The sequence below is a fragment of the Haloarcula marismortui ATCC 43049 genome (assembly GCF_000011085.1).
In the GTDB taxonomy this organism is placed as follows: domain Archaea; phylum Halobacteriota; class Halobacteria; order Halobacteriales; family Haloarculaceae; genus Haloarcula; species Haloarcula marismortui.
The window spans coordinates 1,279,562-1,291,312 of sequence record NC_006396.1; the positions used below are offsets into that span (position 1 = coordinate 1,279,562).

Annotated in this window: 13 protein-coding genes; 7 read left to right on the plus strand and 6 right to left on the minus strand. The window is 63.8% G+C overall.

Annotated elements, in window-relative coordinates; genetic code table 11:
* Positions 1–47 precede the first annotated feature (47 nt).
* Complete coding sequence (locus RR_RS10380; RefSeq protein ID WP_117614932.1) at positions 48–314, minus strand: ATP synthase subunit C; 267 nt, start codon at positions 312–314, stop codon at positions 48–50.
* Positions 315–535: 221 nt separating this feature from the next.
* Between RR_RS10380 and RR_RS10385 the strand changes: the two genes are divergently transcribed.
* Positions 536–970, plus strand: coding sequence for a hypothetical protein (locus tag RR_RS10385; protein ID WP_011223623.1), 435 nt, complete (start codon positions 536–538; stop codon positions 968–970).
* Between the two features lie 36 nt (positions 971–1,006).
* On the opposite strand, the gene RR_RS10390 is transcribed toward RR_RS10385, so the two are convergent.
* The 3 genes from RR_RS10390 to RR_RS10400 are packed head-to-tail and all read right to left on the minus strand — an operon-like array spanning position 1,007 to position 2,634.
* Entirely contained in the window at positions 1,007–1,672 is a 666-nt protein-coding gene (locus tag RR_RS10390) for a cupin domain-containing protein (RefSeq protein ID WP_011223624.1), read from the minus strand.
* A 39-nt stretch (positions 1,673–1,711) separates the two neighbouring features.
* On the minus strand, positions 1,712–2,140 hold the full coding sequence (locus tag RR_RS10395; RefSeq protein WP_004957086.1) for an adenylyltransferase/cytidyltransferase family protein: 429 nt from the start codon (positions 2,138–2,140) through the stop codon (positions 1,712–1,714).
* On the minus strand, positions 2,137–2,634 hold the full coding sequence (locus RR_RS10400) for a Mov34/MPN/PAD-1 family protein (RefSeq protein WP_007190805.1): 498 nt from the start codon (positions 2,632–2,634) through the stop codon (positions 2,137–2,139). The genes RR_RS10395 and RR_RS10400 overlap by 4 nt, the downstream gene beginning before the upstream one ends.
* A 94-nt stretch (positions 2,635–2,728) precedes the next feature.
* Between RR_RS10400 and RR_RS10405 the strand changes: the two genes are divergently transcribed.
* Positions 2,729–4,642: a DHH family phosphoesterase gene (locus RR_RS10405; protein WP_011223626.1), complete on the plus strand. Its 1,914-nt coding sequence runs from the start codon at positions 2,729–2,731 to the stop codon at positions 4,640–4,642.
* A gap of 41 nt (positions 4,643–4,683) precedes the next feature.
* On the opposite strand, the gene RR_RS10410 is transcribed toward RR_RS10405, so the two are convergent.
* Positions 4,684–6,309 carry a phospholipase D-like domain-containing protein gene (locus RR_RS10410; protein ID WP_011223627.1) on the minus strand — a complete coding sequence of 542 codons (1,626 nt, stop codon included), beginning with the start codon at positions 6,307–6,309 and terminating at the stop codon, positions 4,684–4,686.
* A 42-nt stretch (positions 6,310–6,351) separates the two neighbouring features.
* Complete coding sequence (locus RR_RS10415) at positions 6,352–7,626, minus strand: HEAT repeat domain-containing protein (protein ID WP_049938881.1); 1,275 nt, start codon at positions 7,624–7,626, stop codon at positions 6,352–6,354.
* A gap of 121 nt (positions 7,627–7,747) precedes the next feature.
* Between RR_RS10415 and RR_RS10420 the strand changes: the two genes are divergently transcribed.
* From RR_RS10420 to RR_RS10440, 5 genes are all read left to right on the plus strand, one after another.
* A complete protein-coding gene (locus RR_RS10420; RefSeq protein WP_004957095.1) occupies positions 7,748–9,370 on the plus strand; it encodes a uracil-xanthine permease family protein in 1,623 nt (540 codons plus the stop codon).
* Positions 9,371–9,372: 2 nt separating this feature from the next.
* Positions 9,373–9,795: a hypothetical protein gene (locus RR_RS10425; RefSeq protein WP_007190801.1), complete on the plus strand. Its 423-nt coding sequence runs from the start codon at positions 9,373–9,375 to the stop codon at positions 9,793–9,795.
* 46 nt (positions 9,796–9,841) lie between these two features.
* Positions 9,842–10,492: an AIR carboxylase family protein gene (locus RR_RS10430; RefSeq protein WP_004957098.1), complete on the plus strand. Its 651-nt coding sequence runs from the start codon at positions 9,842–9,844 to the stop codon at positions 10,490–10,492.
* A gap of 156 nt (positions 10,493–10,648) precedes the next feature.
* The gene (locus RR_RS10435) at positions 10,649–11,062 is read left to right on the plus strand and encodes an NADH-quinone oxidoreductase subunit A (protein WP_004957100.1); all 414 of its coding nucleotides are present in this window, start codon (positions 10,649–10,651) and stop codon (positions 11,060–11,062) included.
* Positions 11,055–11,747: an NADH-quinone oxidoreductase subunit B gene (locus RR_RS10440; RefSeq protein ID WP_004957101.1), complete on the plus strand. Its 693-nt coding sequence runs from the start codon at positions 11,055–11,057 to the stop codon at positions 11,745–11,747. The genes RR_RS10435 and RR_RS10440 overlap by 8 nt, the downstream gene beginning before the upstream one ends.
* Positions 11,748–11,751: the final 4 nt, after the last annotated feature.

An 11,751-nucleotide genomic window follows, 5' to 3' on the forward strand; every position in this document is an offset into this window, starting at 1 on the left:
TGGACCGCAACAAAAAAGCGGACAGGCCGCGGAGACGGCTACTTCTGCTACGTTACGACGAACACTGTCACCAGCGTGAGGATGACGAGGGTCTCGGGCAGGACTGTGAGAATGAGGCCCCGACCGAACATATTGGGGTCCTCGGCGATGGCCCCGACCGCCGCCGCGCCGATACCGCGCTCGGCGAACCCGGATCCCAGCGCCGCTAACCCGACGGCGAGGGCTGCGAGTCCCCCCGCGAGATAGCTGGCCGCCTCGGCGGAGATCGCTGGACCGCCGGTCTGTAACACGACCGCGCTTGCGGTTCCTGACATGGCAGTTTTCCATTCGGCGGCGAGGGCAATCACCGGACCGATGACTTCCACCCCCCGGTATTCATGCTTGTGTTTTACCATGCTCGCTGGCGGATGAATACGAATGTACAGTTTTCTGGTGGGAATCCACTTGATTTCTGAACAGCGATGGCGTTCGAACCAGACGCTGTTTCGAGCAGTTGCCGGCGAACTATTTTGCTCCAACCGCTGGAACAGTCGGTATGCGTACCCGGAGAACGGTGCTCGTCCTCTCGGCCGGAACACTTTGTCTGGCCGGCTGTGGGTCCCCTGGCGACGGCTCGAACGGCGGTCTCGCCGTCGAGACCGCAGATGCGTCCGTCGCGCCCGGTGAGACAGCACGGATCGAAGTGCAGGCCTCGTCAGTTGGCGTCCTGACCTGGCAACTGGCCGAGATTCCCGAGCGCTGGCAGGTGACACACAAGGGATTCAAGCCGGAGCCGACCGCCGTTCGGGAGTCGTATCCACCTGAGCTAGTCTGGGACCCTGTTGTTGATTCGGTTACCGGTACCCTGGCTGTGGCCGTCCCAAACGACGCGTCACCCGGCGAGTACGCGCTGGCGGTTGAGGCCGGCACGGATGCCTTTGACGAACGGGTGGTCTCGGAAGCAACGGTCACCGTCGAGGGGGCAGCGTGATGGCGAACAACCCCGCCGTTCACCGCAGGGAGGCTGTCATAGGTCAGGCTGTTCGACGTGGCGCTCCCAGAAGGCCGGCTGCGTGTACTTCGCGTAGGCGCCCTGATAGCCAGCGAGTTCTGCGACCGGCGTGAGGAGCCGTGACAGCGGTTCGAGCCGTTCCTGTCTCGTGAAGACTGTGTTGCCGTCGAGACGGTCCGCGACGAGGGCCTGCTGGAGCGGGTTCTCGGGGTTTCCCTCGTCGTCGTGGGCCAGACCGCCGAGTGTCGGGAGTACTTGCCGGAGTCGACCCGGCGAGTAGATGTTCGTGATGACGACGGCTCGCTTGTCGGTGTCGTTCCGGAAGGTGTGCGTGACGCCTGTCTCGACGGTGGCCGTTTCGCCCGCCGTCACCTCGTGGTCCGTGCCATCAAGCATCATCGTCAGCGAGCCCCGTTCGACTTCGAAGCGTTCCGGGCTCTGCTCGTGATAGTGTTCGGGTGGCCCGCCGTAGCCGGGTCCGAAGACGCTGAGCGTCCGGATGGTGTCGCCCGATCCCTCCAGCGGGATGCCCCACACAGGTCGGGTCGGATGTGACGTGACAGGGCCGGTTCGCTCCCGAACTCGGTCGGCGAACTGGCTATCGGGGTCCAGTTCGAACCCGGTTCCCGGAACGGGGTCGCCGTTGGCGTCAAGCGTCCGGCCTGTCGTGACGGTTGACATAGCCACTAGTTGGCCTGCGACCTCGAAAGTGTTGTCTTCTCAGCTCCGTTCGTCGAGAATCCGGTCGATAATCCGGCCAGTCGACAGAACCCGGTCAGCCGCCTCAGTTTCCAGCGGACTGGCCCGACAGATATCACAGTCGATACCCCGGGCGGACAGCGCCGCTTCGAGTTGCTCGTCGTCGTGGTGCTGGTCGTAGCCCAGTGCGATGATGTCCGGTTCGATGCGCTCGATCGGGATGAAGATATCTTCGGAGTGGCCGAGATGTGCTTCGTCGACCGGTTTGAGCGCCCCGACCATCTCCCGGCGTTGCTCGTCCGGGACGACAGGCGGCTCCTTGTGCGTGACGTTGACCGAGCGGGCCACGATGACGTGGAGTTCATCACCCATGTCGGCGGCGTCCTGCAGGTAGTGGACGTGGCCTGGGTGCAGAATGTCGAATGTTCCCTGTGCGACGACGCGGGTCACTGATCGAACTCCTCCTCACGTAGCTCGGCGTCGATGTCGGCCTGGTCGAAATCGAAAAAAGACTCTTCGGGCGGCTCTACGTCGAGCACCGGCAGTTCGACTTCTGTTCCGTCGCTGTCGAACGCCTTCCAGTCATCGCGGCCATACGGGTAGCCGACGATGATGTGGACATCGCCGCGACCAAACGTCGCGAGGTCGGCGTCGCTGGGTTTGAGGACACCGTTCGGGTGCGAGTGAATTGACCCCGCTGCTCGCATATCATTCGGCACCATGCTCGTCTTGACGGTCGCACTGACCGGGTTCGACTCTGTCCCCGGGATAACGAGAACGTCGGTCAGAACTGTCCCATCTTCGTCGAGCCCGAGCTTGCTGGCGTCATCGCCCCGGAGGAAGCCCATATACTCGTTAGGATGGGCCTCTTCGGAGGCAGCGAGCGCGAACTCGAGTGCGGACTCCGCGACCCCGAGTATCCCGCTCGTTCGAAACAGCCCCATACCACGCAGTCAGGTCGGACGCTTTTTACGCGTTGTGTTCGTCCCTCCGCGGATTCCGAAGAGTACAAACGGGGGAGCACCGAAGGATTGACAAATGTCTTCGCCAACTGGCACCGGTGACGGTGCGACGGTCCCCGACGGCGGGACCATCGTCTACGATCTCGCGGACCAATGTACGTCCGATGATCTCGAAGAAGGCGCACTGTACCACGCAACTGTCAACGGCACCGTTGAATACGGCGTATTCGTCGACCTTTCCGACGCTGTTTCCGGGCTCGTCCACGACTCTAATCTCTTGGGCCAGTACGACGTGGGTGACGATCTTATTGTCGAACTCGGCGAGATCCGTCCCGACGGCGACCTGAGCTTCGAGGAAGTACGGGTTGCTGACTACGAGGAACAGCGTGTTGCCCACGGCAACGCGACCACCGTCGCTGACCTCGACGACGCGACCGGTGAGACGGTCATCATCGAGGGACAGGTCGTCCAGATCAAACAGACCGGCGGTCCCACCGTGTTCCAAGTCCGTGACGAAACCGGTATCGTCCCATGTGCTGCCTTCGAGGAGGCCGGTGTCCGGGCGCACCCCGACGTCGAAATCGACGATATCGTCCGCGTTTCCGGGCGCGCAGAGGAGCGCGACGACGGCCTGCAGGTCGAGGCCGAATCGCTGACCGTGCTCGACGGCGAAGAAGCCGCCGCCGTCGAGAGCGACCTCGACGCCGCACTGGCCGAGGCCGCCGAACCAGCCGATGTCGAACCACTGGTCGAATGGCCTGCTTTCGAGAAGCTGTGGGACGACCTCCGGGAAGTCGCGACGGAACTCCGCAAGACAGTGCTTTCGGGCCGTCCGATCCGGATGCGTCACCACGCCGACGGTGACGGGCTCTGTGCGAGCGTCCCGCTGCAGGTCGCACTGGAATCGTTCATTGCCTCCCAGTATGAGGACGCCAGCGCGCCCCAGCACCTCCTCAAACGCCTCCCGAGCAAGGCCCCCTACTACGAGATGGAGGACGTAACGCGGGACCTCAACTTCGCGCTGGAGGACCGCACCCGTCACGGGCAGAAGCTCCCGATGCTGCTGATGCTCGACAACGGCTCCACCGAAGAGGACACGCCGGCCTACCGAAACCTTCGACACTACGACATCCCGGTGGTCGTCGTCGACCACCACCACCCGGACCCGGAAGCCGTCGAGCCGCTCATCGAACAGCACGTCAATCCGTACCTCCACGACGAGGACTACCGCATCACCACGGGGATGCTGTGTGTCGAGCTCGCCCGGATGATCGACCCCGACCTCACCGAGGACCTCCAGCACGTTCCCGCGGTCGCGGGCCTGTCTGACCGCTCCGAGGCTGAGGCGATGCGGGACTACATCGGCCTCGCAAGCGAGAAGGGCTACGACGAGAACGATCTGCGCGACATCGGCGAAGCCCTCGACTACGCGACCCACTGGCTGCGCTACAACTCCGGCGAAGAGCTGATCACTGACGTGCTGAACGTCGACTGTGACGACCGAGACCGCCACGGCGAAGTCGTCGAGTTCCTCTCCGAACGCGCCGAACGCGATGTTGAGGACCAGCTCGATGCCGCCATGAGTCACGTCGACCACGAACGGCTCGACAACGGCGCACACCTCTACACCATCGACGTGGAGAACCACGCCCATCGCTTTACTTACCCTGCGCCGGGCAAAACGACCGGCGAAATCCACGACCGGAAGGTCGCCGAGACCGGTGACCCCGTCATCACCATCGGCTACGGCCCGGACTTCGCCGTCCTGCGCTCGGACGGTGTCCGTCTGGACATCCCGCGGATGGTAACCGAGCTCAGCGAGGAGGTCGACGGTGGCGGCGTCTCCGGTGGCGGCCACCTCGTCGTCGGCTCGATCAAGTTCGTCAAGGGCCGCCGCGAGTCAGTCATCGACGCCCTCGTCGAGAAGATGGCCGAAGCCGAAATCGACGAGGAGCTCGGAAGTTCGACGGCGCTGCCGGAAGAAGTGTAGGCCGTCGCCCCCGTTGCGCAGGCTGACCGCGACACAGTTTTCTACGTTTCAAACGAGACCCGACGAGCGGCGAGCCCGGTGACCACGAGGAGTCCGAGCAGCGCCCCGATGACACCGACCGGCGTGTCGAACCCGCCGGCCCCCCAGTCAGCGTCAAAGACCGCGCCGAAATAGTCGGCCGCGTCGCTGCCGTGCAACACCAGTACGACCTCTCGGTTCGCAGTCGCCGCCTGTTCGTTCCAGTTGAGGCTGCCGACGACGGCCCGTTTGTCGTCGATAACTGCGCCCTTGGCGTGTATCTTTTCGTAGCGACCGTCGGGGGCCGCCACTTTCGCCGTCAGCGGCGCGTCGTTGCGGTCGGCCCACTCTCGAAAGCGCTGTGCTGTCTGCGTGTTCTCCTCGCGGACGTACCAGGCGTCACTCAACAGGAGACGGACCTCAACGCCGCGCGACGCAGCCCGGCGGAGCGCCCGCAAAAGCGGGCTGTTCCAGTCCCCGACCGTCGGCTGGATGACGTCAATCGAGTCGTTCGCGTCGTCTATCGTCGCGACAAGTTCACCCTGGGCGTTATCGGGGGTGACCAGGAGGTCTGTCCGCTGGACGACCACCGATTCAGCCTGGAATTCGGTCGGATACGTCCCGGTCGCTGGCTCGGCTCGCTCGAACTGTCGACCCTGACGGTACTCTCCCCACCGCTCGCTGTCTTGCCAGCCGGTATCGGACTGGAACGTCTGGTTCAACCCATCGACGACCCGCGGCTGTGCCGTGACCACCCCCCAGCCGCGGCTGCTGTTGCCGCCAGTGCCGGCGGGCTTCCAGTTCTCTGTCAGCACGACGGCCTGCCCGTCGGCGACAGCGTACTTCGCGTGGTGGTAGCGGTATCTGGCACGTGGGCCGGTCATCACTCTGACGGAGACACCTGCCTCGGCCAGTCGGTCAAGAGTGCTGGCCTCTGCGGCGGTACGGCTGCCGACCGGTTCGCCTTCGAGCAGGACACGAACCGTCGCACCGCGGCGCTGGGCGGCGATAAGAGCGTCGGCGACCCTTGCCGAAGAGAGCGTGTACCCGGCCAAGAACACTCGCTTGTCCGCGTTCCGTATCGGTCGAATCGGAGCGGCGGAGGCATCCGGCAGCGCGAACGCGCGGACCTCGCCGCCGGCAGCCCTGATGACCGGGCGGTCTGTCGCACCCAGTGACTGCCAACGGACGACAGACCCGTTAATGACGCCGAGTTCACCCTCGACTGAATCCGTGTATCGGACAGCGTCAACAGTCCGGTTGCCTCGCTGCAGCTGGATTCGCTCGCCGCCGTTTGCCAGCGCAAGATGACCATCGAGGCCGACGACCGGCCAGTCGGTGAGTTTCCGTGTCCGGTTCGGTGCCATTGAGAGGACGACGCGCCCGCGAGCGGTAGTGTTCGGAACACCTGCAGTACCGTCACCGTCAGTGACGGCGTACTGCCCGATGTCTGTCCCAGCAGGGACTGTGATGACGACGAATTCCCCCTCGTCACCGCCGGCGACGGGGTCCGGATACACTGCGTGAATCGACGGTTCTTCGGGACCGCTGGCTGCTGTTGCAGTTGGAGTCGCCTGTCCAGTGGCGGTGTATGGACCTATCGCTGCGAGGACGAGCACGCAACAGACGAGTGGGGCGAACGACCGCATCGGGGCGTCTGGCCGCCCGCTCGTATAAAAAGGTATCCTGCTTCAGGCGCTGGCTGCCTTTTCGGCCTCGGCTTGGACGATATACGCGCGGTCGTCCGTGTAGCGGGCGGCTTCGTCGAGTGCCGTTTCGGTCCCGATCTGTCGGAGCGCCCACGCGGCGGAGGCACGCACGGAGTCGCTTTCGCCGGATTTGAGGACATCGCTCAGCGGCTCGATGGCGCGAGTGTCGCCGAGCAGCCCCAGTGCGCGCGCCGCGACTGAGCGGACTTCCTCGCTGTCGGCATCAAGTCGGTTGGCGACCGGCTGGACCGACTCGGCACTGCCGATAGCGCCCAGTGCGCGCAGCGTGACTTTCTGGAGCGCAGGGTCGCCGTCGCCGTCGATGTAGTCGTGCAGCGTCTCAGTCGCACGCTCGTCGCCGATTTTCCCCAGTACCTCGATTGGCCCTTTCTCGCGTTTCTGTGCACGCTGGTGCATCGCGTCGAAGGCCGGTTCGGCGTCGCTCCCGAGGTTGTACAGTAAGTCGACGATGTACCCGTCGAAGAACTCCGACCCGAGTTTGTCGTAGGCGAACAGGACCTGATCGAAGTCCCCTTCCTCGGCGTGGAGCTTGGCGGCGTTCCACTCCGGCGGGAAGTCCTTCCGGTTCTCGTTGGTCAGGATATCATAGAAGCCGCGGGCGTCGAGTTGCTCCTGTACCGTGAGGTCGTCCCAGACTTCGGCTTCGTCCAGCCCTGTTTCCAACGTTTCCGCCGCTTCGAGGAGCCCTTCGATAGTTTCCGTGTCCTCGTCAGGGTCGAGGTTTGCCGCTTCAATGGCGTCGACGACTGTGGTCAGCGCATCCCCGGCAGCGACGAAATCGCCGCCCGTGTCAGCGTCGTGGTCGATGAACTCGGCGCTTTCGTCGAGGAACGTCTCGACGGCTTCCTGAGCCTCGCCCTCTCCGTCGTCGGTCCACTCGCTGTCAGTGACGGTGTCGGCGGCGTTGGAAACGATGGTGACGACGTCTTCGGCGTAGGGGCCGCGCTGTTCGTCAAGGTCGTCCCGGAGGTCCGAAAGCTGGGACTCCAGTTCCTCGCAGGGGTCCTCGGCGTCGTCATCGTCCTCGTCGGGTTCGGGCAGGTCGGCAGCCTCGAGGTCACTCTCGATGTCGTCGAGGGACGACTCGACGTCGTCGAGGTCGGCCTCCGTCTCTGCGGCCTCTAACGCGTCGCCGGCCTCTGTGAGACGCGATTCCAGTTCTTCGGCGGTCACGTCGATCTCATCTGTTGCCTCGGCGTCGTCCGACGCGTCGGCCTCGTCGTCCCCGTTGCTCATGTCCAAGACTGTGTCGGAGCGGGCCAAGAGCGTTTTCCTTTCGAGGCGGGCGGGTCCCGCCGCCGCCGGGCCAACGAGCAAAGAATATGTATCGGGAGTTGCAGTGCCATGGGTAGCGAGCATGACTGACGCGACACCGCCGGATGACAGACAGAACCCGACCACACCGGAGGAACCGGAAACCGCCGGCTTCGTCGAGTATGGCATCGACGACAAACCACCACGAAAGCAAGCGATACTGCTCGGCGTCCAGCACTACCTGACGATGATCGGCGCATCCGTCGCGATTCCGCTCGGACTCGCGGGTGCGATGGGGATGTTCGAGGCTGCGCCGGATCAGGTCGGCCGTCTCATCGGGACGTTCTTCGTCGTCTCAGGTATCGCGACGCTCGCCCAGACAACGCTCGGAAACAGATATCCGATCGTTCAGGGCGGGACGTTCTCCATGCTCGCGCCCGGGCTGGCCATCATCGGCGTGCTGGCCCAGCAGGGCGCGGACTGGCAGACCATGCTCGTCGAACTACAGGGGGCTGTCATCGTCGCCGGCATCGTCGAAGTGGTGATCGGCTACAGCGGCCTCATGGGAAAGCTGAAGCGATATGTCGGCCCGATCGTCATCGCGCCGGTCATTGCGCTTATTGGACTAGCGCTGTTTAATGTTCCACAGATTGCGAACCCGAACTTCGGTAGCCCCGGGACCGGGCAGAACTGGTGGCTGCTCGGGCTGACGATGCTCTCGATTATCGCGTGTTCGCAGTACCTCGACCGACGCCACCGCGCGTTCAAGCTCTTTCCCGTACTTTTGGGTATTCTGTTTGCGTGGACCGTCGCGGCTCTCCTCTCAGTCACTGGCGTCTTCGCCGCGGGCTCGGTCAGCTACGTCTCGCTCGGTTCTGTCACGAGCGCCCCGCTGGTCCAGCCGATCTACCCGTTCCAATGGGGGCTCCCGCAGTTCACGCCGGGCTTCATCGTCGGGATGTTCGCCGGGATGCTCGCCTCTGTTGTCGAGAGTTTCGGCGACTACCACTCCGTTGCCCGCATTGCTGGCCGCGGCGCGCCGAACAGCAGCCGAATCAACGATGGTATCGGCATGGAGGGGGTCGGCAACGTGTTTGCCGGCATTATGGGCACCGGCAATGGCTGTACGTCGTACACTGAGAACGTTGGAGCAATCGCTATCACCGGCGTCGCGTCCCGCTACGTCGTGCAGATCGGCGCTGCAGTGATGATTCTGGTCGGGTACTTCGGCCCGGCGGGCCAGTTGTTCGCGACCATCCCGTCGCCGATTATCGGTGGGCTCTACATCGTCATGTTCGGACAGATCGCCGCCGTCGGGCTCTCACAGCTGAAGTACGTCGACCTCGATGCCAACCGAAACGTCTTCATCGTCGGTTTCGCACTTTTTGCCGGCCTCGCGGTGCCCGAGTACATGAGCCAGGTCGGACAGGGAATGGATGTCGGCGGCGCGACAGCCCTCCAGCAGGGTCTAGCGGCTGTCCCGGTGCTGGGGAGCGTCCTCGGGACCGATGTGGTCGCGACCACGTTGTTCGTCATGGGCGGGACCGGGATGGTTGTCGGTGGCATCGTCGCATTTGTCCTCGACAACACCGTGCCGGGGACCCGCGAGGAGCGCGGGCTCGCGGCCTGGGCCGCGCTCACCGAAGACGACAGTGAATACGTCTCAGCGCTAGACCGGATTCGTGGCCGCGGCGGCGACCGCCCGTCTGCGGTGAGCGACGACTAACCGTGGGAGACGACAGCGACGGCACGGCCGCAGACACCGTACCGCCCATCGACACCGAACGGTACACCGGCACGCTCCGAACCGGCGGGACTGTGGTTCTCGGTGCTGACCGCCTCGTCGTCGACCGCGGTGACGAGCCGGTGGTCGTCGATCTCGACGACGTGGTCGAGGTGAGTCTGCAGGACATCGACTGGTTCCTCGCGGTGATGAGCGTCGCGCTGATCGGGTTCGGGTTACTGTCGCTTGACCGGTCCGTCCTCCTCGGCGGGGCCTTCGCTGTCGCTGGTGCTGTCAGTCTCGCGCTCACCTACCGCAAGCGGTACACACTCAGGGTACAGGTCACCGGGCGTACCGACCCGCTCAGGTGCTTCCCCGCGGACCCACAGGCGCTGCTTGCCGAGCTGGAGCAGGCGCTAGCCGACTGACCGGAAATCGCCTACACTTACGCCCGTCCCCGTTCCAGTCGGTCGTATGCCCGCAGACAACGTGCAGTCGCTTATCGACCAGTTGCACGAAGAGGCCGAGATGGACCGACCGAACGACCTGACGCCCGATGTCGGCATCATCATGGGCTCCGACTCAGACCTGCCGACGATGGCCGGCGGACAGGGCAAGCGACCGGGAGCCTACGCGGCGCTCGCCGACGAACTCGGCTTCGAGGAACAGACGGACTACACTGACGCGCCCGAGAGCCGCTTCACCTTCGAAACGTTCGTTTGCTCGGCCCATCGGACGCCGGACCTGATGTACGCGTACGCAGAGACGGCCGCCGACCGCGGTATCGACGTGATAATCGCTGGCGCTGGCGGTAAATCCGCTGACCTGCCGAACATGACCGCCAGCATCGCCTACCCGCTGCCAGTCATCGGTGTCCCAGTGCAGGAGAAATCCGTCGACTCGGTTATCGGGATGCCACAGGGCGCGCCGATGACGGCGGTCGACGCCGGCAAGTCGTTCAACGCCGCCCTCTCAGCGGCACAAATCCTTGCACGGCAGCACGACGAACTCCGTGACCGGCTCGTCTCGTACCACGAGGGACTCCAGGCCGACGTTGGCGAGGCGTCGCGTGACCTCCACGAACTCGGGACGCCCGGATTCAAACGCGAGTATTGGGACGAGTGATACCCGAGGGGCGTCATACCCTAGGGGGTGTGGCCGATGCAGGTCACTTTCCATCCGAGAGCGTGTCGGTTCTTAAAGACCCGCAAGGCCGAAAAACCGAACAATGAACCCTTATATGCGAGTACTTCTAACCGAGAGACGATAGGAGATACCGGAATGAGTAATCCATGGATCGCCATCGGCGCGCTCGCGGTCGTGGCGCTAGCCATCCCACTGACGATGATGGCAGTTTCGAGCCTCTTGCGGCCCAGCGTGCCGGAACAAGGCAAACGCACCACCTACGAGTCCGGTGAAGTGCCGACTGGCAGCAGTCGACAGATCAAGTTTAATATCCAGTACTACATGGTCGCGCTGCTGTTCGTCGTCTTCGACATCGAGACCGTCTTCATCTTCCCGTGGACGGTCATCTACAGCGACGCCGCCGCTGAGCTCGGGATGACCACGGCACTGCTACCGATGGTCGTATTCATCACGATTCTCGCCATCGGACTCGGTTGGGCCTGGCGTAACGGCGCAGTTCAGTGGGTGCGCAGTCCGCGCGCCACGAAGGGGGCAGACACATATGAGTAGTGACCAAACACCACCGGCCGTCGAAGACGTATCGACACAGGAGGCCCGCATGGGTGACGGGGCTGACGACCGCTTTAATTCGACGCTACGCGAGGCGTTCGGGTCGACGCCGTTCATCCTGACCAAGTTCGACAAGTTCATGAACTGGGTCCGGGGCTCCTCGATGTTCATGCTGCAGTTCGGGATTGCCTGCTGTAGCATCGAGATGATCCACACCTACGCGATCAAACACGACCTCGACCGCTTCGGTTCAGGGGTGCCACGCGCCTCCCCGCGCCAGGCGGACGTTATCATCGTCCCGGGGACCATCGTCTCGAAGTTCGCGCCGCGGATGAAACGCGTCTACGACCAGATGCCCGAGCCGAAGTTCGTCGTTTCGATGGGGTCCTGTACCATCTCCGGCGGCCCGTTCCAGGAAGGGTACAACGTCATCAAGGGCGCGGAGGAGGTTATCCCAGTCGACATCCACGTCCCGGGCTGTCCGCCCCGCCCCGAGGCACTCATCTACGGCGTCGCCAAGCTCCAAGAGCGCATCGCCGAGGGCGAGTCCTCGCCGGTGACGGTCAAACCCTACGAACTGGAGCAGTTCGGCGACCTCGAACAGGACGAGCTCGTGGACAAACTCGCCAGCGAAATCGACGAGGAAGACCTCGTTATGCGGTACAACTGGAACGACTCTCCCTAACTTG

Excerpts from the sequence above, each read along its gene's own strand:
- RR_RS10405 (WP_011223626.1), top strand. The coding sequence starts at position 2,729 with ATGTCTTCGCCAACTGGCACCGGTGACGGTGCGACGGTCCCCGACGGC.
- RR_RS10415 (WP_049938881.1), bottom strand. The coding sequence starts at position 7,626 with ATGAGCAACGGGGACGACGAGGCCGACGCGTCGGACGACGCCGAGGCA.
- RR_RS10410 (WP_011223627.1), bottom strand. The coding sequence starts at position 6,309 with ATGCGGTCGTTCGCCCCACTCGTCTGTTGCGTGCTCGTCCTCGCAGCG.
- RR_RS10440 (WP_004957101.1), top strand. The coding sequence starts at position 11,055 with ATGAGTAGTGACCAAACACCACCGGCCGTCGAAGACGTATCGACACAG.
- RR_RS10385 (WP_011223623.1), top strand. The coding sequence starts at position 536 with ATGCGTACCCGGAGAACGGTGCTCGTCCTCTCGGCCGGAACACTTTGT.
- RR_RS10430 (WP_004957098.1), top strand. The coding sequence starts at position 9,842 with ATGCCCGCAGACAACGTGCAGTCGCTTATCGACCAGTTGCACGAAGAG.
- RR_RS10380 (WP_117614932.1), bottom strand. The coding sequence starts at position 314 with ATGTCAGGAACCGCAAGCGCGGTCGTGTTACAGACCGGCGGTCCAGCG.
- RR_RS10435 (WP_004957100.1), top strand. The coding sequence starts at position 10,649 with ATGAGTAATCCATGGATCGCCATCGGCGCGCTCGCGGTCGTGGCGCTA.
- RR_RS10420 (WP_004957095.1), top strand. The coding sequence starts at position 7,748 with ATGACTGACGCGACACCGCCGGATGACAGACAGAACCCGACCACACCG.
- RR_RS10400 (WP_007190805.1), bottom strand. The coding sequence starts at position 2,634 with ATGGGGCTGTTTCGAACGAGCGGGATACTCGGGGTCGCGGAGTCCGCA.
- RR_RS10390 (WP_011223624.1), bottom strand. The coding sequence starts at position 1,672 with ATGTCAACCGTCACGACAGGCCGGACGCTTGACGCCAACGGCGACCCC.